Origin of the sequence: Paracoccus sp. MKU1 (assembly GCF_001447385.1) — a bacterium.
GTDB lineage: Bacteria > Pseudomonadota > Alphaproteobacteria > Rhodobacterales > Rhodobacteraceae > Paracoccus.
In genome coordinates this window covers 1-22,756 of record NZ_LLWQ01000048.1, presented here as the reverse complement: position 1 = coordinate 22,756, position 22,756 = coordinate 1, and the positions used below count along the sequence as shown (strand labels likewise).

Below are 22,756 nucleotides of genomic sequence, written 5' to 3'. Positions count from 1 at the left end.
GACGACCGGCTGACCGCGGTCAATCTGGCAAGCGAGGGCGCCGAGGCCGGGGCCTGGGTCGCCGGCTCGCCCTATGTTATCACCGCCAGTGGGGCCCGGATCGGCGGCGCAGCCGGCGACGCAACCGGCAATTACATCATCAGCTATGCCGAGGGGGCGCTGGAGGTGGTGCCGCGCAGCATCACCATCGGCGCCCGCGACAGCCTGGCTCGGTTCGGCACCGCGCCGCTCCTGGACTGGGCGCTGATCGCGGGCAGCCTGGCCGAGGGCGACGCCATCACCGGCGTCCTGCTGGCCAGCGGCGCCACCCTGACCAGCCCGCCCGGCCTTTATGGCATCACCGCCTCGGATGCGCGGATGCTGGACGGGGCCGAGGCGAACTATGCCATCACCTATGTCCCCGGCACCTTGCAGATCGTCAACCCCGCCGCGACCCGGGGGATTCCGATCCCGCAGAACACTCTGCCGGGAACCGAGCTGCCGAATCCGACCGATGGCCCGGTGCCCTTCCCGATCACGGTGGCCGGCCCGGCCTCGGTGCTGCCGGGCGGAGCGCCGCCGGTCACCTCCGGCCCGCAGGACGACGGGCTGACTCGGCTGGCCGCGCTGTCGGACGAGGTCTCGCAGATGATCGACGCCTGTAGCCAGCACGAGGGCCAGGCCGAGGACATGCTGGCCTGCCTGTCGCGGGCGCTGGACCGCTATTCCAGCGCGCTGGACGAGCTTTCGGCGGAGCTGCCGCCCTCGATGCAGACGGTCTCGGCCATCCTGCGCCAAGCCAGCGCAGATATCGGCGCGGCGCGCAGCCGGGCGCTGGACCGCCTTGCCACGGCCGGCAGCGAGGCCGAGCGCCGCGCCATCCGCCGCGACGCCCTGCGCGAGGCCAGCCGGGCGATGTCCAGCGCCCGGGCCGAGATCGTCAAGCAGATCGAGCTGCTGCGGGTCGAAGACCCCGAACTGGCCCGCGCCCATGCCCGGCAGGAGGGATTGATCCTTGCCACGGTCGAGAAAGCCGATGCCGTCCTGGTGCGCGCGGTCGGGCTTTAGGCCCGGCCCGGCCCTGGCCGCGCTGCTCTGCGCCCTGGTCGCGGCGCTGCTCATGGCCGCACAGGCCGTCGCCGCGCCCCGGGTGGCGCTGGTGATCGGCAATGCCGCCTATAGCGGCGTGCCGGCGCTGGACAATCCCGCCAACGATGCCGAGGACATGACCGCGGCGCTGCGGGATCTGGGATTTCAGGTGATCCTGGGCATCGACAGCGATCAGGCGCAGATGCGGGCGCTGATCGACCAGTTCGGCGCGGCGGCGCAGACCGCCGAGGTGGCGCTGTTCTATTATGCCGGCCACGCCTTTCAGGTCGCGGACCAGAACTATCTGCTGCCGCGGGATTTCCGGCTGGAGCGCCTCGATCGGGCCACCGCACGCACCGTGGCGCTGGACGAGGCGCTCAAGGCGATGGCCGCGGCGCCGGGGGTCAAGATCGTGCTGCTGGATGCCTGCGGCGACAATCCGTTGCGGCTTCCGGGCGGCGGCAGCGGCCTGGCCCGGATCGGCAGCCCCGCCGATTTCCTGATCGCCTATGCCACCCAGCCCGGAGCGGTGGCCTTCGACGGCGCCGGCCGCAATGGCACCTTCACCGAGGCGCTGCTGAGCCATATCCACACCCCCGCCCAGGACATCGGCGAGATGATGATCGCGGTGCGCAAGGATGTGATGGCGCGGACGGGCGGGCAGCAGATCCCCTGGGACGCCTCGGCGCTGACCCGGCGGTTCCGCTTTGCCGACGGCCCGCCCACCGCCTCGCCCGAGACGCTGTTCTATCAGGTCGCCGTTCGCGCCGCCGATCCGGCGCTGCTGCGGCTTTACCTCCAGCGCTATCCCAACGGCAGCCATGTCGGCGAGGTGCTGGCGCTGCTGGCGCAGGACCCCGCCCGTTCGGGCCAGGCGCGGCGCAGCATGGGGCCGGAGGCCGAGGGCGCGGCAGGCGAGCAGCTTTGGGATCTGGCCCGGCGCAGCCGGCTGAAGCCGCTGCTGGAAAGCTATGCCCGCAGCTATCCCAAGGGGCCGCATATCGGCGAGGCCCGGCGCCTGCTGGCCGAATTGTCCGCCGAGACCGACCCGGGCCCGGCCCGGCGCTGCGAATTGCTGGCCACCCATCCGCGCGACGGCACCGAGACCACGCCCGGAGTCTCCTACGAGCTGCTGGCGCAGAACGCCGTCGAGGCGATGCGGGCCTGCGAGGAGGCCGGCCGGCTGCATCCCCGGCAGGCGAAATATGTCGCGCTGCTGGCGCGGGCCACCGCGGCGGCCGGCCTGCGGGCCGAGGCGGTCGCGCTTTACGAAAGGGCGGCCGAGCGCGGCGACCTGCGGGCGATGGTCAGCCTGGCGCTGCTGAAGGAAACCGGCGACGGCGTGGCGCCCGATCCAGCCGGGGCCTTGGCGCTTTACAAACGGGCGGCCGCCGCCGGCAGCGCCGATGCGGCGATCAATCTGGCGGTGACGCTTCTCGACAGCCGGCGGGCCCAGGACCAACAGCGCGGTATCGCGCTGATGCAGCAGGCCTCGCAGGCCGGATCGCCGATCGCCACCTTCAACCTGGGCGTGCTGGCGCAAGAGGGGCGCTTCGGCGATCCCGGCGACGCCCGGACACTGTTCGAGCGCGCGGCGCGCGAGGGCGAACCGCGCGGCCACCGCGCCGCAGCCGTGCTGCTGGACGAGGGGCGCGGCCTGCCCCGCGACCCCTCGCGCGCCGCGGTGCAGCTGCTGCTGGGAGTCGCCTCGGACGATGGCGGCCTGCTGCGCGAACTGGCCGAGCAGGGCGGGAACTGGAACCCCGAGACGCTGAGCGCGCTGCAACGCCGTCTGGCGCGGGCCGGGCTGTATCAGGGCGCGGCGGACGGCAAGCCCGGCCCGGCCCTGAACCAAGCCTTGGAACTCTGGCGCAACGGCGGCTTCAACGCCACGGCGCTGTCGGGCTGAGCGGCGCGGAAAGATCGCCAGCCCCAGGCTCAGGCCCCCGATTTCAGCCCCTTGTCATCTTTCACCGCAGGAAAGCAGAGCGGTGGGATGCCTGATCTCTTCCGGCTGACTGATGCGCAGATGGCCTGGAGCCCTGCTTCCCGAAGTCCCACGGCAAACCGCGTGTTGATGATCGGCGCGTCTCAAGTAGGATTATCTTCATAAATCGCAATGGCTTGCGCTGGCACGATGCGCCAAAGGCACATGGACCGCACAAGACGCTCTCCAGTCGCTGGAAGCGATGGAGGTGAGCGGCGGCACGCGGTTCGAGTGCTGCCGCGAACCGGGTGTCGTCGCGAAGATGATGGCAGGTCTGGCAGCTGCGCACGGCGAGCAGAAGACGGTGACGATCGACGCGACCTACCTGAGAGAGCACCGCACGGCTTCCAGCCTGCGGAGAAAAAGGGGATGGAGAGCGGTTGATCGGGCGCGCAAAGGGCGGGATGAACACCAAGCTGCACGCTCTGGGCGACAGCCAAGGCCGGCCGCTCAACCTGCTTGTCACTGCCGGGCAGGTCAGCGACTACATCGGCGCGCGGGCATTGCACGGCAACCTGCCGAAGGACGAATAACTGCTCGGCGACCGGGAGCTACCGAAGGCAGAACCACTTTTACACGCCGTTCCACAGGTTTTCGGGGACAAGGCGGTCGGGCGGCACATCCGTTCAGATCAAGCGCTTTCCGCGAAAGTCTCGGAGGCGCCCCTCGCGACCTGCGAAGCAACCAGGATACGCGTGGTCTTTAACAGGTGGTAACGCATGGCGGTGCAGGCTGCCTGGGCATTGCGCGCGATGGCAGCGTCCGCGATCGCCTTATGCTCGCCAGCAATATCCCGTTTCCTTCGGTCCAGGGGGCCAGGGGCGCTCCTGTAGCGTTCGGACTGGGCGGAGAGGATCTCGTGCAGGCGCAGCATCCAGCCGCTATTGCAGCCAGCGACCAGCGCCTCGTGAAAGCGCCGGTGTGCTTCGACCCAGCCGGGGTTGACACGCGCCGGGTCGTCGGGGTCTTCAAGACCGATCCGGAAGAGTTCAAACAGCGTCGCGACGATCCCCGTCTCCCGGTTCAGATCACCATGCGCGATGGCGCTGGACAAGCACCCGCATTCGATGGCGATTCGCGTCCTGGTCAGAGCCTCCAGTTCCTCCTGAGTGATCGGTGCGACTCGGAAACCCGTGTTCGGCTCGGCCTCGACCAGCCCTTCCGAGGTCAGGCGGGACAGCGCCTCGCACCGCGCCAAGGCTGACGTCCAGCTGCTCGCAGGGGTCGGAGATCGTCAGCTTCTGCCCGGGCGAAAGACGGCAGGCCAGGATGTCGTCCCGAATCCGGGTATATGTCTGTATCGTAAGGCTAATCGGCTTTCCGCCCCGCCATCTGGATCCCCGCTCTTCAGTCCTCAGTCAGCGATTCCGTGGGATCGAACCGATCATGCTCCCCCTCCATGTGGGACAGATCGCGGCTAGTCCAGCCTCGCTCGGCGCCATAATAATATATTTTCTATTTACTAATGTATGATCTTGCGCTAGGTTGCGATCATGTTGAACAGGAGGAGCAGCGCATGAAATTCTTTGCCTTTGAAGCGAACGGCACCCAGGGCCTCGCGGTCGAGACCGACGAGGGCTTCAAGGGCCTGCTCGCCACCGATCCCGGCTATCCCGGCGATCTTCTGTTCCTGGTCCGGGCGGGCGGCGACAGCCTGGCCCGCGCCGCCGAGGCGCTGAAAGCCGGCGCGAAGATCGATCCGGCCACGGCGTCCTTCCTGCCGCCGATCGCCCATCCCGAGAAAATCGTCTGCGTCGGGCTGAACTACACGGATCATTCGGCCGAGAGCGGTTTCCAGCAGCCGGACTATCCGACGCTGTTCGGCCGCTTCAACTCCAGCCTCATCGGCCACGGCGCGCCGATCCTGCGCCCCGAGTTTTCCGAACAGCTGGACTATGAGGGCGAGCTTGTCGCCGTGATCGGCAGGCGCGCCCGCGACATCGGCGAGGCGGAAGCGCTGGATCACGTCGTCGGCTACTCGATCTTCAACGACGCCTCGGTGCGCGACTATCAGTTCAAGTCGCCGCAATGGACGGCGGGCAAGAATTTCGACGATACCGGCGCCTTCGGGCCCTATTTCGTCACCGCCGACGCGCTGCCCCCGGGCTGCAAGGGGCTGAAACTGGTCACCCGCCTCAATGGCGAGCCGGTGCAAAGCGCGATGATCGACGACATGGTGTTTTCGGTCGCCCAGATCGTCTCCATCTGCTCTCGGTTCATGACCCTGGAACCCGGCGATGTGATCGTGACCGGCACCCCCTCGGGCGTGGGCCTGGCGCGCAAGCCGCAGCTCTGGATGAAGGAGGGCGATGTCTGCGAGGTCGAGATCGACCAGATCGGCGTTCTGTCGAACCCGATCCGGGATCGCGCCGGTTCCGCATTGGCCCGGACCGCCTGATATTTCCGTCTTGGGGGAGGAAAGACATGACCGCAATCACAGGGAAGGTGGGCGTCACCAAGCGTCCGGGAGAGCTCGGCATCCATTCCATGGACACTTTCCACATGATGGTGCCCGACCTGAAGGTGGCCGAGGATTTCTACCGCTCCTTCGGGCTGGATGTGCGCGAGGAAGGTCAGGGACTGGGGATCTTCACCTTCGGCTCCGACCACCGCTGGGGCAGCCTTTCCGAGGGGCCACGCAAGAAACTCAATCACCTGAGCTTCGCGGTGTTCGAGGAAGACTTCGAGCCGATCCGCCGACGCATCGAGCAGAACGGCGTGCGGATCATGGACGCGCCGCGGGCTTATGGCTACGACACGAACGGCTTCTGGTTCCTTGATCCCTTCGGCATGAACATCGAGGTCAAGATCGCCGAAAAATCCTCGCCCAACGCCAAGGTGGACTTCACCACCCGATCCTGTCCCGCCGGGCAAATGGGGTCCATCCAGCGGTCGAAGGCACCCCCGGTCCGGCCCAGGCGTCTTGCGCATCTGCTGGTCTTTACCCCGTCGGTGCCGGAATCGATCGCCTTCTATTCCCGCAATCTGGGCCTGCGCATCTCGGACCGCTCGGGCGACGGCATCTGCTTCATGCACGGCATTCATGGCTCGGACCACCATCTGATCGCCTTTGCCAAGTCCTCGGCGCCCGGGCTGCATCATTGTTCCTGGGATGTGGGCGGCATCAACGAGATCGGCATGGGTGCGGCACAGATGGCCGACAAGGGCTATCAGAACGGCTGGGGCCTGGGCCGGCATGTCTTGGGGTCCAACTACTTCCACTATGTCAAGGATCCGTGGGGCAGCTATTCGGAATATTCGGCCGATATCGACTACATCCCGCTGGATCAGGACTGGGACGCCGGCGACTATCCGGCCGAGGATTCGATCTATCTCTGGGGGCCCGAGATCCCCAAGGACTTCGTGCATAATTACGAGGCTGCTGACGCCGCCTGAAGGACGGCACTTTCCACTTCAATGCCCTGCGCAGTGTCATGGAGAAGACGGCATCGCTCTTCGGGCATCTCCGCCCTTATCACCGATCTGAGAGCAGAGGCGCCGCGCAGCAGACGAACCAGCGCCCATTATGAGCGCTTGATTGCGCTGCTGTATCGCGAGGCACCCTACCGCCGTCAACGCCGATAGTAGTACTCAATCGAGCTCCCTGAGCACTCGCAGGGTTCGCGCAGCACTATGCTGATAGATTCCAATGCCTTGGGGAAAGACGGGCCTCTTCAAGAGGCAACTTCCGCGATCAAAAAGGCAGAACTATCTGCCTCTGATCAGATCCTGTGAAATTTCAGAGAGTCTTGCTCTGTTCTCCATCCGAATCTTGAACGAATCCAGTGACTTTGGCTAGCGCGTTTTTCGTTGATTGCCTTTTATTTCACTCCGCACGCGGGTTATCGTGTCGGGGCTGGCAAAGTTCGGGAGGTTCACAACTGCTTCGAGGTTGGTTCGTGATCTTGCAGGCCTTGAGGTGATCGGCCGCGCCGTAGTGTATGAAGCGCTCTCCCGATATTGCTTATTGCTCATGCCGTTGCATGCTCCCATCCAATAAATCTACCCAGAAATTGAAGTGGATGCCGCGATAGGGAAATTCGGCGCCTTTTTCAGTATGGTCGATAACCCCCGCATCTGCGAGCGTGATTACGTCCTGATGCACGGCTGGCGCATTGCGCCCGACCCGGCGCGCAAGCTCGTCAATGGACATGACCCCTTGCCCGGCAAGCACCATGATAACCCTAAGACGAGAAGGTGTGAGAACCCGATGCAGATCCTCGTAGCTGCGAAAATACAGCGCGGGGACCGCTTCGCGGACCTTGGCTGCAACGGCCAGTTCGCCTGCTTCGATGAGGCCTGTCCGAAGATTGGCCCCCGTGTCCAGATGGATGTGCAGAGTGCTCATTGTGTTCCTGCCAGCATTATCGGATGCCCCTGGAAATGCTGGTCGGCATTCATCCGATCATGCGGGAGGCGGGTGATTTCCGGTTGGCTTCCAACTACTCGACGCATTCAGGGTCAACCCGCCAAGGCACGCTGCACCGCACCGGGCTCTTTCTCGATCACCCGCAGCAGCGTGGCAGCAGGTCCAGAGACGCGACGCTGACCTTGTTCCCATTTTCGATACCCCGAAAGGCTCATCCCCATCAATGGGGCCATTTGCGCCTGTGTCAGCTTCGCCCGCATCCTGACCTCGCGCGGATCGACCGGCTCGTGCAGGATTGCGGGGCCTTCTCCCTTGGCATGGGCCAATGCCTCGCCCATGGCCTGGATCAGGTCTTCGCCAAACGTGCTCATTTCCTTTCCTTCCATGCAGCCTTCAGCGCCGTGGCCAGCGCGGCCACCGTGCGCTTTTCATCCGGGGTCATGTCGTTTCTCGCGTTCTTGGCATAGGCCAGCAGCGCGTAAAGCGGCATGGTTTCATCCAGATAGTAGTAGATCACCCGAGCACCGCCCCGTTTGCCTCGACCTGAGACCGCGAACCGGAGCTTGCGCACCCCACCCGTGCCAGGGATCTCATCACCGGCCATGGGGTTCTCGGCCAGAAAATCGATCAGTTCCCGCTTCTCGTCTTCGTCGAACAGCTTTTCGGTCTGTCGGGTAAAGATAGGGGTTTCCGCTACTGTCTGCATGCCCACATGTAGCCCATCGGGTTACTTTTTGCAAGAAGTGGGTGATAAGAAGTACCAGACACCATCAATGCCGACTTCTGCCGCAGGCGGGAAGACGAGAGCCTTCATCTGCTCTCATACTCCGCCCGCTTTCGGGCCTTGAGCGTTGCGCAATCCTGCGGATCACTGGTGGAAAGTAAAACCTGTCCGTCAGGCGACGCCTCGGTATCGTCAGGTCAATCTTCGACCGCCAGCCGGCGGACTGCCGCCAGTAACTCCTCGATCGCCCGTTCCGCCGCCGCGAGCTTCACGGCCGCCATGAGTTCCTCACGCCCGGCCATTGCGAGAAACATCCCCAGTACCTCGTCGGAGTGACGCGCCAGAGCGACCAGGTGCTCTCCGCTCGGGCCGTATCTGCCGGCGAACCAGTTCTTCACCGTCTTCTCGTTGGCGCCGGTCCAGGAGGCAACGATCTTTGCCCCCGCCCGACTGTCTCCGAGTGATCGCTTCAGGGTCGATGCGATCTCAGCGGCGAACCAGTTGTCCGGCTCGTGACGACCATTCCCAGTATACCCATTTTCTTTCGGAAAGAACTTGCCCTTTTTCGGAAACGACATTCCGGCCTCCCTCGCGTTACATGGACACGGGGATTCAGCCGCAGCTCCGCGCGGACTGGGCGAATTTGCCTGGAATGATGAGGAGATGCGTGCGTGGGCGGTCGATGGACGACCAATTCGGACAGGAGCGACGGGCCGCCCGAGATGGACGTGCCTGCGGTCGCCTATGTCCGGATGTCGACCGACCACCAGAAATACTCGACCGAGAACCAGCTCGACGTCATCCGCAAATATGCATCGGATCGCGGTCTTGAGATCCTGCGCGTCTTCGAGGATTCCGGTCGGAGCGGGCTGCGCCTCGACGGCCGCGAGGCGCTGCAGAGCCTGATGGCAGAGGTCGAATCCGGGCAAGCCGACTTCAAGGCGATCCTCGTCTATGACGTCAGCCGCTGGGGCCGGTTTCAGGATGCCGACGAAGGCGCCTATCACGAGCATGTCTGCTCGCGCGCCGGGATCCGCGTCCACTACTGTGGCGAGCAGTTCGAGAATGACGGCAGCATCGGCTCGAACCTGCTGAAGACCGTGGAGCGGGTCATGGCTGGCGAATACAGCCGCGAGCTCTCCGTGAAGGTCTTTGCGGGCCAGTGCCGTCTGGTCGAACTCGGTTTTCGCCAGGGCGGCGCGCCGGGATACGGATTGCGCCGGGTGCTGATCGACGAGCACGGCAGTCCCAAGGGCGAGCTGTCGCGCGGCGAGCAGAAGAGCCTTCAGACCGACAGGGTCATTCTCGTCCCCGGTCCCGAGGACGAACAGGACGTCGTCCGACGCATGTATCGCATGTTCGTCGAGGACGGCCGATCCGAGCGAGAGATCCCGGATGCCCTGAACGCCGACGGACTGCGAACCGATCTCGACCGGCCATGGACGCGGGCGACGGTCCATCAGGTGCTGACCAACGAGAAATACATCGGCAACAACGTCTTCAACAAGATCTCCTTCAAGCTGAAGCAGCGCCGGGTGGTGAATCCGCGCGAGATGTGGATCCGCGCCGAGGGCGCCTATCCGGCCATCGTCGATGAGGCGCTGTTCCTGCGCGCCCGGGAAATCGTCGATGCACGCAGTCGCCACCTCTCCGACCAGGACCTGCTGGACGCACTCCGGGCCCTGCTTGCCAGCAAGGGCTTCCTTTCCGGGCTGGTCATCGACGAGCACGAGGACACGCCGTCATCGAGCGCGTTCCGGTCCCGGTTCGGCAGCTTACTGCGCGCCTATGAAATGGTCGGCTATCAGCCCGACCGGGACTACCGATACATCGAGATCAACCGCAAGCTCCGCGAGGCACATCCGCAGATCGTCGCGGGTGTCATCGCCGGAATCGAAAACGCCGGTGGCAGCGCCATCCAGGATCCCCGGACAGAGCTGCTGACCGTCAACGGCGAATTCACGGTATCGGTCGTGCTGTCGCGATGCTTCGAGACCGCGGCAGGCTCGCTGCGCTGGCGCATCCGCCTCGACACGGGGCTCTTGCCGGACATCACCATCGCCACACGCATGGACGAACTGAACGCGGCGCCACGCGACTATTACGTCCTCCCGAGCATCGACATGACGGCGGATCGGCTGCGGCTCGCCGAGCAGAATGTCAATCGGCGTTGAATGGTGCCCCCTGATCGGCGTCCAAAAGGGACCCCTCCGGCGCTGTGGTGAGCAGGCCCGTGGCGGCGTAGCTTTCCAGCTGGCGCAGCCGACGCGGGCCTGCGTTTCGAAGGCGTTCAGGCTCGTGTTTGATGCGCCAGCTGTCGTTGCCGGTTTCGACGATGTCGCAATGATGGGTGAGACGATCGAGCAGCGCGGTGGTCATCTTCGCGTCTCCGAAGACGGTCGGCCACTCCCCGAATGCCAGGTTGGTGGTGACGATGACGGAAGTCTGCTCGTAGAGCTTGCTGACCAGATGGAACAGCAACTGGCCGCCGGATTGGGCGAATGGCAGGTACCCGAGACCGCGCAGTTCCTCGTAGATCTGGATCAGTGTCAGGCGTTCCCGGCGCCCACGAGCCGCGTTGATCGCCAACAGCCGGCTCAGCTCCTCAAGCCAGGCGCCCAGCTTCGGGCGTGGCTGAACCGTCCGGGTGTAGGTGAACTCCGTTATCCCGGTGCGGATCACCTTGCGCACCGTTCGGCGTGGCCTCGGACCGATGGCGGCTCACGCCTCACTCTTCGACAGCTTCAGGTCGCGGCAGATCGCCTTGATCCCCTTGCCCTCGGTAAAATGCAGCCGCCTGATTTTTGCGTTCGCCAGTGGGCTCGAACCAGTGGCGCCTCACCGGCTCACTCTCCACGATCAGCATCCCGCGCTCGGCCTCCGATAATCAGCGGAAGCACAATGGACCCAACCCCCGGTCGGTGGGATCCCTTTTGGACGCCGATCACCCCAGAAGCGGGGTCCTTATTCCACGCCGGTCAACACCTGGGCCGCGCCCTCATGGCGTCGACCCGCATCAGCCGTTCGATCTGGTGCAGCCCGCAGGCAAGCCCCTCCTCCAAAACATCGCGCCAGACGCGGTGGGCTCCATAGGTCCGGTCGCTGGCCTTGAAGCTCGTCTCGATCGCTGCGACGAGCTTCGCGTCATGGATCTCGCGGGTGCTGGAAGGGCGGCTGAGCCAGGCATGGAAGCCGGACCGCGAAACCTCCAGAACCTCGCAGAGCCAGCTGACCGGCCAGATGTGGCGGTGTTTGGCGATGAAGGCGAACCTCATATCGCCTCGCGCGCGAAAAAGTGTTCGCCATTGCGCTCAAGCCAATGGCGCGCATGGCTCACCTATCTTCAGGATGTCACGCTCCGCACGCAGCCGCGCGACCTCTTTCTTCAAAGCTGCAATCTGGGACAGATCGGCCCGCATCTGCCCGTTCCCGGGGAATGCTGCGGCAGGGGTAGCGGTCAGTTCCCGCATCCAGCGGCGCAGCACGCTCTCCGCAACATCGAGGTCTCGGACGGCCTGCGCTACCGCAATGCCACGATCCGTCACCAGCCTCACGGCCTCAACTTTGAACTCGCGGCTGAACTTCCGTCTCATCATATCTGCACTCCAGTAGCCAATGAGCGAGAGTGAATCCGCTGTTCTGTTCAGAGAGCGCCCCAAGCCTTGTTCTGGCAACATGCGCATCACATCACATCGCGGGTGTCCGTCGTACTTCTCGCGCTTCTGCACTCCCGCAGCCAGAAAGCACCGTTTGCCAAGCTGCATGTCCTGAACGATGCTGTGAGAACGGAGGCTTCCAGAGCCCATCTTGTTGCGGTCGCAGAAGGGAGAGCGGCTGCACTGGACGACGGCGGACATCAGGGTATGGAGTTCTTCAGCCGGCGCAGGTCGATTTGAAATCGTCGTAAGCTTCGATGATACCAGCCGCCTTGCCGGCGGTCTCCCTGGCGTCCTGCCCCGGACGATAAAGCGAACTCCCCAGTCCGAAACCATCCGCCCCGGCAGCCAGATATGCGCGCATCGTCTGCGCGTCGATGCCTCCGACGGGAAGCAACCTCGCCTGCGCCGGCAGCACGCTGCGCATGGCGCGTAGCGCGGCAGGCGGGATCATCTCGGCCGGGAACAGCTTCAGCGCGGCCGCCCCCGCCTTCAGCGCCGCGAAGGCCTCCGAAACCGTGCCGATGCCTGGCAGGTAGGTGAGGGCCAGGCGTGCCGCCTCGGCCGCGACCTCGGGGTCGAAATTCGGCGCGACGATCAGTCGGCCGCCCGCACGGCCGACCGCCCGCACGTCCGCCGGGCTCAGCACCGTGCCCGCACCGACCAGCGCATCCGGCAGATCCGCCGCCAGCCTTGCGATGCTGTCCAGGGGCTCGGGCGAGTTCAACGGCACCTCGAGCAGCGTGAAGCCCGCCCCGGTCAGCGCCCGGCCATGGGCGAGGGCCTCGTCGGGCCGCAATCCACGCAGGATGGCAACCAGGGGGCATGTGGCGAAGGCGTTTTCCCAATCCGGCATCAGACGATCCCCGCTTTGCGTGCTATGTTCCAAAGTCCCTTTTGCGCCATGCCAGGCGCGGCGACCCGCGCCACGATGCCATTCCCGGCGCAGGCAATCCGATAGCGGTCGGCCAGGTCGCCGCGCCCGATGATCGTGACCGCCCGGTCGCCGGCACGGGCCGCCTCCTGCGCAACCTCGTCCCCGATCAGCAGGCCCGACAGGTAATCGGCGATTGCGGCTGGTCTCAGCCGGCCCATCAGGGCCAGCGACCGCGCGGCAAAAACACGGCCCAGCAGCGGCCCATCCGCCGCGCCGGCCCGGACGCCGCTTGCGAAGGCCTCGGCGTCGAAGGGGCCCGGCTCGGCCAGCCGCCCGAGGATCGAGTGGTCGCGCATCGCGGCGAAGATTTCTCCGGTCATCACCGTGCGAAAGCCGGTCAGCCGCCCGCCCCGGACCCGCGCCCATTTGCTATGGGTGCCGGGCAGGACGAACAGGCCGTCCGCGCCGTCTCCAGTGGCCAGATGACCGATGATCTCGGTTTCCTCGCCGCGCATGACATCGGGCGCGGGCCCGTCCGGGTCGCTGACCGCGCCGCAGGTGAAATGCAGCGCGCCGAAACGCGACGGATGCCGCAGCAGCGCCCCGGCCAGCGCGGCTGCATCCAGCGGCAGCGGCAGATAGGGCGTCTCGACCCAGCCATTGCGGCTGGTAATCATCCCCGAGGCGATGACCGGCTGCCCCTCGGACAGCCAGCCGCCGATGGCGCGCTCCAGCGCGCCCTCGAACCCGCCCGGCGCGGCCGCGGCGGCAAGAATGCCCGGCCCGTCGCCCATGATATCCATGACCTGTCCGCCCGCATCCATGCGCCAGGCCCGGAACGAGGACGTGCCCCAGTCGATACCGATCAGCCCCCGGCTCATCTTGCGAACCTGTAGGATACGCGGTGCCGGTAGGTCTGGCCCGGCCGCAGGATCGCGTCGGGAAAATCGGGCCGGTTCGGGGCGTCCGGCCAGTGCTGCGTCTCCAGCGCGATGCCCGCGTAAGGGGTGCAGACCTGGCCCTCCAGCCCGGCGAAGCCGTCGAAATGCCTGCCGTCATAGAGCTGCAAGCCGGGCGCGTCGGTCAGGACCGTCATGCCCAGCCCGAGCGACCGGTCAGCCGCGCCACGGGCCGCAGGGGGACCGCGCTGCGCGACAGGCAGAAATTATGATCGTAGCCCGCCGCGCCGATAGGCCGGGGGCTGCGGAAATCGAAATCCGTGCCCTCGACCGGCGCGATGCCCGGCAGCGGGATCAGATCGCCATCGACCGGCAGATAGCTGTCGGCGTCGATCCACAGATGCTGGTCGCGAATATCGCCCCCCGGATCCAGCGCGAAATAGCCGTGATGGGCGAGGCTGCAAGGGGTCGCGGCATCCGTCCGGGCCTGCATCTCGATGGCCAGCGCCCGGTCCTGCACCGCAATCGTGGCGCGGATGGTCAGGTTGCCCGGAAAGCCCATATGCCCGTCGGCCAGCAGCAGCCCCATCGTCACCCGGTCGGGGGCCGCGTCCTCGATGGCCCAGACCTGCCCGCCCGCGCCTTCGGTCCCGCCATGCAGCGTATGCCGGCCGAGGAAATTCGGGTCGGTGTCGTGGCGCCTGCCGTCCAACTCGAAACCCGCGCCGCCGATGCGGTTGGCGAAACGGCCGACGATGGCGCCCATATGCTGCGCGCAGTCCAGATAGGCGGCGGGATCGGCGCAGCCCAGAACCAGCGGCTGATCCTCACCCTCCAGCCGCAGGTCCCGCACAATGGCCCCAAAGGTCAGGACCGTGGCACGCAGGCCGCCGCCGCGCAGCGTGACGGCGCGGACAAGGCGGCCATCCGGCAAGGGCGCAAGATCGGAGACGCTCACAGGATCACCCGAGGTTCGGGAATGCTGTTCAGATCGTGAGAGACCAGATAGGTCAGGCCCTGACGGTGATCGGGCGCCTCGAGGCCCTGCCGCGCGGTCGTCACCAGCATCTGCCTCGGCGCGCCGAAGGCCGGGCAGGACGAGTGCCGGCCGCCGACCGCAAAGCGATGCGTCCGCCGCCCCCCGGCATCGAAGCGGAGCACCGCACCCTCGCCCCAGATGGCGCAGCAGAAGCCGCCATCGGCATCCATGACCGCCCCGTCGGGGTCCAGCCCCTGCGGCGCCAGATCCAGATACAGCCGCCGTTCGCCCAAGGGCCAGCCATCGCCGTCCAGCGCCTGCCGCCAGACCTTGCCGGTCGCGGTATCGGCGAAATGGGCGGTGCCGCCATCGGGCGAAAAGCAGATCGCGTTCGGGATGGTGATCCCCTCATAGAGCCGCCGCAGCTCGCCCCGGAAATAGCGGTAGATCGCGCCCGCCCCGACCTCGGCCGCTTTGCCCATCGTGCCGAACCAGAACCCGCCCTGCCGGTCCGCCCGCCCGTCATTCGAGCGGGTCGCGGGGTCGCCCGCCTCGACGGCGACCAGATCCTCCAGCCCGCCGCCCGTAAGATCCAGCACCGCCAGCCCGATCTCGGTTGCGACCAGCAGCCGGTCGCGGTCGATCCATCCGGCGGCCGAACCCATCCGGTCAAGGCGCCATTTCAGCGGCCCCGAGACGTCGCGCGACAGAAGCCGCCGCCCGAGGATGTCGAACCAAAAGAATTGCCGCCGCTCGGGGTGCCAGAGCGGGCCTTCGCCCAACTCGCAAGCGCGGGCGTCATAGATTTCGGCGCTCATCCCTGTCCTCCCAACCGGTCCCGCGACAGTTTCAGCAACCCCTTCTGCAGCAGGATGAAGACCAGCAGCAGCACGCCGATGACGATCTTGGTCCACCAGCTCGACAGCGTGCCGTCGAAGACAATGTAGGTCTGGATCAACCCCATGGTCAGCACACCGACCAGCGTGCCGAACATGTAGCCCGCGCCCCCGGTCAGCAGCGTGCCGCCGATCACCACCGCCGCGATGGCGGTCAGTTCCGTCCCCACCGTCGCCAGCGAATAGCCCGAGCCGGTATAGACCGAGAAGACGATCCCCGACAGCCCGGCCATCAGCCCGGAAAAGGCATAGACCAGCATCGTCGTGCGGCCCTGCCGCACGCCCATCAGCCGCGCCGTGGCCTCGCCGCCGCCAAGCGCATAGACCGAGGCGCCGAAGCGGGTCTTGTGGGCGACGACCATGCCCGCCAGCACGGTCAGCAGCATCACGACGCCGATCAGCGCCAGCCGGCCCTTGCCCGGCATCAGCCAATAGGCCGATTGCAGGGTTTTGTAGAAGGGATGCGCGATCGGCACCGAGTCGATGGACAGCATGTAGGCCGCGCCGCGCGCCAGGAACATGCCGGCCAGCGTGACGATGAAGGCGGGCATGGCCAGCCGGTCGATCAGGAAGCCCATGGCGGCGCCGAAGGCGGTGGTCAGCGCCAGCAGCAGGGCGAAGACGACCAGCGGGTGCAGCGACGTCTCGCGCAGGATCACGGCGATGAAGACGCCGGAAAAGGCGATGACGCTGCCCACCGACAGGTCGATGCCGCCCGACAGGATCACCAGCGTCATGCCGACGGCGACGATGCCCAGATAGGCGTTGTCGGTCAGCAGGTTGCCGATCACCCGCGTGGACAGGATGTTCGGGAATTGCAGCCAGCACAGCAGATAGGCCAGCAGGAAGATCACGACGGTCGCGTAAAGCGGCAAGGCGCGGGTGTTCATGTCCGGCTCCTCTGCGCGGCGCGGGCCTCGCGGCTGGCGCGGTGGCTGTCGCGCCACAGCCGCCATTCCCCGGCGATGCGCGGCGATTGCAGCACCAGGATCACCAGCACCAGCCCGGCCTTGATGACGAGATTGTATTCCGAGGGGAAACCGGCCAGCAGGATGCCGGTGTCGATGGTCTGGATGATCAGCGCCCCCAAGAGCGAGGCGATGATGGAAAACCGCCCGCCCAGCAGGGAATTGCCGCCGATCACCACCGCCAGGATGGCGTCCAGTTCCAGCCACAGCCCGGCATTGTTGGCGTCGGCGCCGCGGATGTCGGCGGTGACGACGATCCCCGCCAGCGCCGCGCAGAGCCCCGAGACGACATAGACCGCGATCAGCAGCACCGTGGCGTTCACCCCGGCCAGGGCGCTGGCGCGGCGGTTGATGCCGATGGCCTCGACCAGCAGGCCAAGCGCGGTGCGCCGCATCAGCGCCGCCATGCCCAGACCGCAGGCCAGCCACAGCCAGGCCGGCACCGGCAGACCCAGCAGCGTGCCCGAGCCCAGAAAGGCAAAGCCGGCGTGGTTGAAGGTCAGGATGCGGCCCTCGGTGATCAGCTGGGCGATGCCGCGGCCCATGGTCATCAGGATCAGCGTGGCGACGAAGGGCTGGATGCCGACCACCGCGACCAGCAGCCCGTTCCACAGCCCCGCGAGCGCGCCGGCGGCCAGCGCCAAGAGCAGCGCGGGCACCAGCCCCCAGCCGCCGGCCACGGCCCATGCGGCGACCGCGCCGCAGATGGCCATGGTGGTGCCGACCGACAGGTCGATGCCGCGCGTGGCGATGACCAGCGTCATGCCCACCGCCAGCAGCGCCACCGGCGCGCCGCGTTTCAGCACGTCGATCATCGGCCCGACCAGCCGGCCGCCGCTGAGGTCCAGCTTCAGAAAGCCCGGATAAAAGACCGTGACCAGCGCCACCAGCAGCGCCAGCGCGATCAGTTGCGGGGCGATACGCTTGAGCAAGCTCATGCCGCCACCTCCTCGGCCGCAATGGCGCGCATGATCTCGTCTCCGGTGACGCGGGCGCCGGCCAGTTCCGCGACATGGCGACGGTCGCGCACAACGATGACGCGGTTTGCCACGGCGACCAGCTCGTCGATTTCGCTGCTGATGACCAGAATGGACATGCCGGCCTCGGTCAGTTCGCGGATCAGGCGCAGGATCTCGGCATGGGCGCCCACGTCGATACCGCGCGTCGGCTCGTCGAGGATCAGGAAACGTGGGTTCATCGCCAACCAGCGCGCAAGGATCGCCTTTTGCTGATTGCCGCCCGACAGCTCGCCAATGGGCTTTTCCCGACCCGAAGTGCGGATGTCCAGCCGCTTGATATAGTCGTCGGCGATGCGGTTCTGCTCGCTGCGCGGGATGGGCCGCGCCCAGCCCCGCCGGGCCTGAAGCCCCAGGATGACGTTCTCGCGGATCGAGAGTTCGGCGACGATGCCGTCGGTCTTGCGCTCTTCGGGGACGAAGCCGAACCCCTGCGCGATGGCGGCGCGCGGGCTGGACAGGTCCAGCCGGGCCTTGGCATCGCTGGCCTCGCCCTGCGTGGCGGTGCGGACGCCGAACATCAGCTCGGCGGTCTCGGTCCGGCCCGAGCCCAGCAGGCCGGCCAGTCCGACCACCTCACCCCGGCCGATGGTCAGGTCATAGGGCTCGATCACGCCGCGGCGGCCAAAGTTCTGGAAAGACAGCAGCGGCACCCGGTCGCTGGCGACGGGTTCGGCGGTCTGCCCGGCGACCTCGTGTTCCAGCGCGCGGCCCAGCATGTGCTCGATCAGCTTCACGCGGTCCAGATCGGCGGTGCGCTCGGTCACGATCCTGCGGCCGTTGCGCAGGACGGTGATGCGGTCGGTCAGGCCAAAGACCTGATCGAGAAAATGCGACACGAAGACGATGCCAAGCCCGCGCGCGCGCAGGCCGCGCACCACGTCAAAGACCATGCGCACCTCGGCCGCATCCAGGCTCGCCGTCGGCTCGTCCAGGATCAGCACCTTGCCCGACAGCGCCACGGCGCGGGCGATGGCGACGATCTGCTGGATGGCGACGGAATAGCTGCCCAGGTCGCGGTCCACGTCGATGTCAAGCCCGTAGGGCCGCAGCGTCTCGCGCGCCTCGGCCCGCATGGCGCGGCTGTCGACCAGCCCCCAGCGGCGCGGCTCGCGGCCGAACATCAGGTTCTGCGCCACGGTCAGATTGGGCAGCAGGTTCACCTCTTGATAGACGGTGCCGATGCCCTGCTCCTGCGCCTCGACGGTCGATTGCGGGTCGATCTGCGCCCCGTCCAGCGTGATGGTGCCGCCGTCGCGGTGATAGGCGCCGGTCAGGCATTTGATCAGCGTGGACTTGCCCGCGCCGTTCTCGCCCAGAAGCGCATGCACCTCGCCCGCCGCCAAGTCGAAATCGACGGCGTCGAGCGCCCGCGTGCCGGGAAATGTCTTGGTCAGCGACCGGATGGTCAGAAGCATCTCGCCCCCCTTGTGCCGGTTGCCGGGCCGCCGCATGGACGGCCCGGCCGCTTGCGGTCAGTAGCCCAGGCCCTTGCGGCGCTCGTATTCGCCGGCCGGATCGTCGGCCTGGGTATAGAGCTTCGACTCGGTCTGCAGGAACTTCGCGGGCTCGGTGCCGTCCTTCCAATAGGCGGCGAGCGCGTCGAAGGCCGGGCCGGCCATGTTCGGCGTCAGTTCGACGGTGGCGTTCGCCTCGCCATTGGCCATGGCCTGGAACAGGTCCGGCACGCCGTCGATGGACACGACCAGGATGTCGGTGCCCGGCTTCAGCCCGGCCTCCTTGATGGCCTGGATCGCGCCGACCGCCATGTCGTCGTTATGGGCGTAAAGCGCGCAGATGTCCTTGCCGCCGTTCTCAGCCTGCAGGAAGCTTTCCATCACCTCCTTGCCCTGGGCGCGGGTGAAGTCGCCGGTCTGGCTGCGCACGATCTTCAGGTTGTCATGGCCGGCCAGCGCGTTCTCGAAGCCCTTCTTGCGGTCGATGGCCGGGCTCGATCCGGTGGTGCCCTGCAGCTCGACCACGCGGCATTCCTTGTCGCCGACGGTGTCGACCAGCCATTTGCCGGCGACCTCGCCCTCGTGCACCAGGTTCGAGCCGACGGCGGTCAGATACAGGTCCTCCGCGCTGTCCACCTGCCGGTCCAGAAGCACGACCGGGATCTCGGCCTCCTTGGCCTCCTGCAGCACGGCGTCCCAGCCGGTGGCGACGACCGGGGCCAGCAGGATCGCGTCCACGCCCTGCGCGATGAAGGAGCGGATCGCGGCGATCTGGTTTTCCTGCTTCTGCTGCGCGTCCGAGAATTGCAGCTTCAGGCCGCGTTCCTCGGCCTGTTGCCGGGTCAGCGTGGTCTCGGCCGCGCGCCAGCCGGATTCCGAGCCGATCTGGGAAAAGCCGATGGTTTCGCCCTCGGCCATGGCGGCCGTGGCCGAGATCGCCAGCGCGGCAGCGGCAGCGGTGCTCATCAGGAATCTGGTCATGGTTTCCTCCCTTGGGTTTTGTGACCGTGATGGGCGGGGCTGTCCTCTCAGCCCCGCAAGTCCTCCGGCAGCAGCGCGTCGGGCAGGTTCTGGAAACAGACCGGCCGCAGGAAGCGGCGGATCGTCAGGGTGCCGACGCTGGTGGCGCCGAAATTCGTCGATGCCGGGTAGGGGCCGCCATGCACCATGGCGTCGGCGACCTCGACCCCGGTGGGCCAACCGTTGGCCAGCACCCGGCCGGCCTTGCGTTCCAGGATCGGCATCAGCCGCCGGGCCAGCGCGGTGTCGCCGGCGTCCATCTGCAAGGTGGCGGTCAGCTGGCCGTCCAGCGCGCGGGCAAGGCCCAGCATCTCGTCGTCCGAGGTGGTGGTGACGACAAGGCCAAGCGGGCCGAAGACCTCTTCCCCCAGCGCGTGGCTGTGCAGGAAGTCCCGCGCGCTGGTCCGGTAGATGCCGGGCCGCGCATTGCGGCCCCGGCTGTCGCAGGCCAGCACCGGCGCGGCATGGGCTCCGATACGGGCGGCGCCTGCGCGATAGGCCTCGGCGATGCCATCGGTCAGCATGACCTGTTCGGGGGCGTTTGCCAGCGCCTCGGTGGCGGCGGCGGTGAAGGTTTCGGCATCCTCGGCGCGCAGCACCAGAAGGCCCGGATTGGTGCAGAACTGGCCGGCGCCCATGGTCAGGCTGGCGGTCCAGTCGCGCGCGATCTGCGCGCCGCGCGCCGCGAAGGCTTCGGGCAGCACGAAACAGGGGTTGATGCTGCCGAGTTCGCCGAAGAAGGGGATCGGCTCGGGCCGCGCGGCGCACAGGTCGTAAAGCGCCCGGCCGCCGCGCAGGCTGCCGGTGAAGCCCACGGCGCGGATCAGCGGGTGTTGCACCAGCGCCGCGCCGACCTCGTGGCGGTCGCCGTGGATGAAGCCGAAGGTGCCGGCGGGCATGCCGGTGGCGCGGATGGCGGCAAGGATGGCCTCGGCCACGATCTCGCCGGTGCCGGGATGGGCGGGGTGGCCCTTGACCACCACCGGGCAGCCCGCCGCCAGGGCCGAGGCGGTGTCGCCGCCCGCCGTCGAGAACGCCAGCGGGAAGTTCGAGGCGCCGAAGACCGCCACCGGCCCGATGGGACGCTGGATCAGCCGCAAATCCGGGCGCGGCAACGGCTGGCGATCCGGCAGCGCCGGGTCGTGGCGGCGGTCGAGGTAATCGCCCTTGCGGATATGATCCGCGAAAAGCCGCAACTGGCCCACGGTTCGGCCACGCTCGCCCTGCAGCCGGGCCTCGGGCAGGCCGGTTTCCTGCGTGCCGATGGCGGTGATCGCCTCGGCCCGCGCCTCGATCTCGTCGGCGATGGCGTCGAGAAAAGCCGCGCGTTCGGCGCGCGCGGTCCAGCCATAGGTCCAGAAGGCGTCCTCGGCCGCGGCGCAGGCGCGATCCACCAGCTCGGCGGTGCCGCTGGCGAAACCATGCGTCGGGCCATGCGCGGGGGCGGATCGGAAGATGGCCTCGCCCCCCACCCATTCGCCTGCGATTAGATGCTTGCCTTGCGGTGTCCAGTCCATCGGTCTTCCTTCAGAATTCGAATGCGTCCACGGTATTGCGGCTGCCGAGGGTGAAGGCGTCGGCGGTCAGGACCATGGGGGAGAGGTCCACGTCCGAGGAGCCCCTGCGCACCAGCTCCGCCATGCGCGCGTAAAGCGCCGGGTATTCGCCCATGATGCTGGCCTGCCCCCCGGCATCAGTGTCGTCGATCTCCAGCACATTGCCGCCCAGGCGCAGCGCGAGGCGGCCGGCGTCAGTCAGAAACTCCATATCCCAGGTCTGCGGGCCCTGCTGGCGGAAATCGAAATCGGCCGCGATCCCATGCGACAGGCTCAGCCGCGCGGCGATGGGGGCCTGGCGGTTTTCCGGGAAATCCAGCTCGGCGGCGCGCAGGTGGACCGGCATCGGCAGGATCTCGGTCAGGATCGACAGCGCGTTGATGCCGGGGTCGAAGACGCCCATGCCGCCCGCCTCGAAGATCCAGTCCTGACCGGGATGCCATTTGCGCACATCCTCGCGCCATGTGATCCGGCCCTCGCGGATGGTGCGACCGGCCAGCCACGCCTTGGCCCCCGCCACCCCATGGGCCATGCGCGAATGCCATGTCGCATAGAGGCTGACCCCCTGCGCCGCTGCCAGATCGCGCAGGATATGCACCTCGGCCAGCGTCGCGCCGGGGGGCTTTTCCAGCATCAGGTTGCGCCCCGCCCGCAGCACCGCCTGCGCGGCGGCAAAGCGCGGCACCGGGGGCAGGCAGAGGCTGACCGTGCCGATCTCGGGATGGGCCGCCAGCATGGTGTCGATATCGGCGAAGGTGGGGACGCCCTCGACGCTTCCATGACGGGAAACGGTGGCGGCCAGATCCCAATCGGGGCTGGCTTCCAGCGCGGGGACATGCTGGTCCAGGGCGATCTTGCCAATGCCGACGAGCGCGAGTTTCATCAATGGCTGTCCTTTCCGACCGGGTTGCCGCGGCAGCCGCGCAGGAAATCCAGATCGGCGCCGGTATCCGCGCCGGTCACATGCCGCTGATGCAGCCATGCGTAGCCGCTGGCGGGCTGGTCGGGCAGCGGTTGCCATTCCGCCAGCCGCGCGGCCAGTTCCGCATCTGAGATGTCCAGATGCAACCGGCGGTTCGGCACGTCCAGCTCGATCATGTCACCATCGCGGACCACGGCCAGCGGGCCGCCCGCCGCCGCCTCGGGCGAGGTATGCAGAACGACCGTGCCATAGGCGGTGCCCGACATGCGCGCGTCGCTGATGCGCACCATGTCGGTGATGCCCTTGCGCAGCACCTTGGGCGGCAGGCCCATATTGCCGACCTCGGCCATGCCGGGATAGCC

22 protein-coding genes and 4 pseudogenes are annotated in these 22,756 nt (G+C 67.0%); 6 read left to right on the top strand and 20 right to left on the bottom strand.

Going from position 1 to position 22,756, the window contains the following annotated elements; translation table 11 throughout:
• From AQY21_RS28920 to AQY21_RS27475, 3 genes and pseudogenes are all read left to right on the top strand, one after another.
• Positions 1 to 1,047 (top strand): MBG domain-containing protein (locus AQY21_RS28920; protein ID WP_304438411.1); only part of this gene is annotated, 1,047 nt, incomplete at its 5' end.
• Entirely contained in the window at positions 995 to 2,977 is a 1,983-nt protein-coding gene (locus tag AQY21_RS02985) for a caspase family protein (protein ID WP_238986677.1), read from the top strand. The genes AQY21_RS28920 and AQY21_RS02985, both read left to right, overlap by 53 nt.
• A gap of 87 nt (positions 2,978 to 3,064) precedes the next feature.
• Positions 3,065 to 3,579: pseudogene (locus AQY21_RS27475) on the top strand (IS5 family transposase); the annotation flags it as partial.
• A gap of 107 nt (positions 3,580 to 3,686) precedes the next feature.
• On the opposite strand, the gene AQY21_RS02975 reads toward AQY21_RS27475, so the two are convergent.
• On the bottom strand, positions 3,687 to 4,253 hold the full coding sequence (locus AQY21_RS02975) for a GntR family transcriptional regulator (protein WP_082657952.1): 567 nt from the start codon (positions 4,251 to 4,253) through the stop codon (positions 3,687 to 3,689).
• 318 nt (positions 4,254 to 4,571) lie between these two features.
• Here AQY21_RS02975 and AQY21_RS02970 point away from each other — a divergent pair, with 318 nt between their 5' ends.
• Positions 4,572 to 5,453: a fumarylacetoacetate hydrolase family protein gene (locus AQY21_RS02970; RefSeq protein ID WP_058096345.1), complete on the top strand. Its 882-nt coding sequence runs from the start codon at positions 4,572 to 4,574 to the stop codon at positions 5,451 to 5,453.
• A gap of 26 nt (positions 5,454 to 5,479) precedes the next feature.
• A complete protein-coding gene (locus AQY21_RS02965) occupies positions 5,480 to 6,451 on the top strand; it encodes a VOC family protein (protein WP_058096344.1) in 972 nt (323 codons plus the stop codon).
• A gap of 568 nt (positions 6,452 to 7,019) precedes the next feature.
• Here the strand turns inward: AQY21_RS02965 and AQY21_RS02960 are convergent.
• The 4 genes from AQY21_RS02960 to AQY21_RS02945 form a co-directional block, all read right to left on the bottom strand.
• The gene (locus AQY21_RS02960) at positions 7,020 to 7,403 is read right to left on the bottom strand and encodes a hypothetical protein (protein WP_058096343.1); all 384 of its coding nucleotides are present in this window, start codon (positions 7,401 to 7,403) and stop codon (positions 7,020 to 7,022) included.
• Between the two features lie 113 nt (positions 7,404 to 7,516).
• On the bottom strand, positions 7,517 to 7,810 hold the full coding sequence (locus AQY21_RS02955; protein ID WP_028710951.1) for a DNA-binding transcriptional regulator: 294 nt from the start codon (positions 7,808 to 7,810) through the stop codon (positions 7,517 to 7,519).
• Complete coding sequence (locus AQY21_RS02950; protein WP_058096342.1) at positions 7,792 to 8,130, bottom strand: type II toxin-antitoxin system RelE/ParE family toxin; 339 nt, start codon at positions 8,128 to 8,130, stop codon at positions 7,792 to 7,794. Before AQY21_RS02950 ends, AQY21_RS02955 begins: the two co-directional genes overlap by 19 nt.
• A gap of 215 nt (positions 8,131 to 8,345) precedes the next feature.
• Positions 8,346 to 8,726 (bottom strand): hypothetical protein, encoded by a 381-nt coding sequence (locus AQY21_RS02945; protein ID WP_058096341.1) that lies wholly within the window; start codon positions 8,724 to 8,726, stop codon positions 8,346 to 8,348.
• Positions 8,727 to 8,870: 144 nt separating this feature from the next.
• Here AQY21_RS02945 and AQY21_RS02940 point away from each other — a divergent pair, with 144 nt between their 5' ends.
• Positions 8,871 to 10,322, top strand: a complete 1,452-nt coding sequence (locus tag AQY21_RS02940) for a recombinase family protein (protein ID WP_082657951.1) — start codon at positions 8,871 to 8,873, stop codon at positions 10,320 to 10,322.
• Here AQY21_RS02940 and AQY21_RS28405 read toward each other — a convergent pair.
• The 15 genes and pseudogenes from AQY21_RS28405 to AQY21_RS02865 form a co-directional block, all read right to left on the bottom strand.
• A pseudogene (locus AQY21_RS28405) lies at positions 10,309 to 10,674 on the bottom strand (ATP-binding protein); the annotation flags it as partial. The gene AQY21_RS02940 and the pseudogene AQY21_RS28405 overlap by 14 nt on opposite strands.
• Positions 10,657 to 10,965 (bottom strand): annotated as a pseudogene (locus AQY21_RS29550) (hypothetical protein); the annotation flags it as partial. The pseudogenes AQY21_RS28405 and AQY21_RS29550, both read right to left, overlap by 18 nt.
• Positions 10,966 to 11,132: 167 nt before the next feature.
• Positions 11,133 to 11,744 (bottom strand): annotated as a pseudogene (locus AQY21_RS29545) (transposase); the annotation flags it as partial.
• Positions 11,745 to 12,021: 277 nt separating this feature from the next.
• Positions 12,022 to 12,660, bottom strand: a complete 639-nt coding sequence (locus AQY21_RS02920) for a 2-dehydro-3-deoxy-6-phosphogalactonate aldolase (protein WP_058096339.1) — start codon at positions 12,658 to 12,660, stop codon at positions 12,022 to 12,024.
• Complete coding sequence (locus AQY21_RS02915) at positions 12,660 to 13,562, bottom strand: 2-dehydro-3-deoxygalactonokinase (RefSeq protein ID WP_058096338.1); 903 nt, start codon at positions 13,560 to 13,562, stop codon at positions 12,660 to 12,662. Before AQY21_RS02915 ends, AQY21_RS02920 begins: the two co-directional genes overlap by 1 nt.
• Positions 13,559 to 13,777, bottom strand: coding sequence for a hypothetical protein (locus AQY21_RS30130; RefSeq protein ID WP_058096337.1), 219 nt, complete (start codon positions 13,775 to 13,777; stop codon positions 13,559 to 13,561). The genes AQY21_RS02915 and AQY21_RS30130 overlap by 4 nt, the downstream gene beginning before the upstream one ends.
• Positions 13,774 to 14,538 carry an aldose epimerase family protein gene (locus AQY21_RS02905; RefSeq protein WP_058096336.1) on the bottom strand — a complete coding sequence of 255 codons (765 nt, stop codon included), beginning with the start codon at positions 14,536 to 14,538 and terminating at the stop codon, positions 13,774 to 13,776. The genes AQY21_RS30130 and AQY21_RS02905 overlap by 4 nt, the downstream gene beginning before the upstream one ends.
• On the bottom strand, positions 14,535 to 15,377 hold the full coding sequence (locus tag AQY21_RS02900) for an SMP-30/gluconolactonase/LRE family protein (protein WP_058096335.1): 843 nt from the start codon (positions 15,375 to 15,377) through the stop codon (positions 14,535 to 14,537). The genes AQY21_RS02905 and AQY21_RS02900 overlap by 4 nt, the downstream gene beginning before the upstream one ends.
• Positions 15,374 to 16,345, bottom strand: a complete 972-nt coding sequence (gene yjfF, locus AQY21_RS02895; RefSeq protein ID WP_058096334.1) for a galactofuranose ABC transporter, permease protein YjfF — start codon at positions 16,343 to 16,345, stop codon at positions 15,374 to 15,376. Before yjfF ends, AQY21_RS02900 begins: the two co-directional genes overlap by 4 nt.
• Positions 16,342 to 17,361 (bottom strand): ABC transporter permease, encoded by a 1,020-nt coding sequence (locus AQY21_RS02890; protein WP_058096333.1) that lies wholly within the window; start codon positions 17,359 to 17,361, stop codon positions 16,342 to 16,344. The genes yjfF and AQY21_RS02890 overlap by 4 nt, the downstream gene beginning before the upstream one ends.
• Positions 17,358 to 18,857, bottom strand: coding sequence for a sugar ABC transporter ATP-binding protein (locus AQY21_RS02885; protein WP_058096347.1), 1,500 nt, complete (start codon positions 18,855 to 18,857; stop codon positions 17,358 to 17,360). The genes AQY21_RS02890 and AQY21_RS02885 overlap by 4 nt, the downstream gene beginning before the upstream one ends.
• Before the next feature lie 57 nt (positions 18,858 to 18,914).
• A complete protein-coding gene (gene ytfQ, locus AQY21_RS02880; protein WP_058096332.1) occupies positions 18,915 to 19,877 on the bottom strand; it encodes a galactofuranose ABC transporter, galactofuranose-binding protein YtfQ in 963 nt (320 codons plus the stop codon).
• A 47-nt stretch (positions 19,878 to 19,924) separates the two neighbouring features.
• The gene (locus tag AQY21_RS02875; protein ID WP_058096331.1) at positions 19,925 to 21,433 is read right to left on the bottom strand and encodes an aldehyde dehydrogenase (NADP(+)); all 1,509 of its coding nucleotides are present in this window, start codon (positions 21,431 to 21,433) and stop codon (positions 19,925 to 19,927) included.
• Between the two features lie 10 nt (positions 21,434 to 21,443).
• Positions 21,444 to 22,355 (bottom strand): Gfo/Idh/MocA family protein, encoded by a 912-nt coding sequence (locus AQY21_RS02870; RefSeq protein WP_058096330.1) that lies wholly within the window; start codon positions 22,353 to 22,355, stop codon positions 21,444 to 21,446.
• A partial coding sequence (locus AQY21_RS02865) for a dihydroxy-acid dehydratase (protein WP_203416346.1) occupies positions 22,355 to 22,756 on the bottom strand: 402 nt, incomplete at its 5' end. The genes AQY21_RS02870 and AQY21_RS02865, both read right to left, overlap by 1 nt.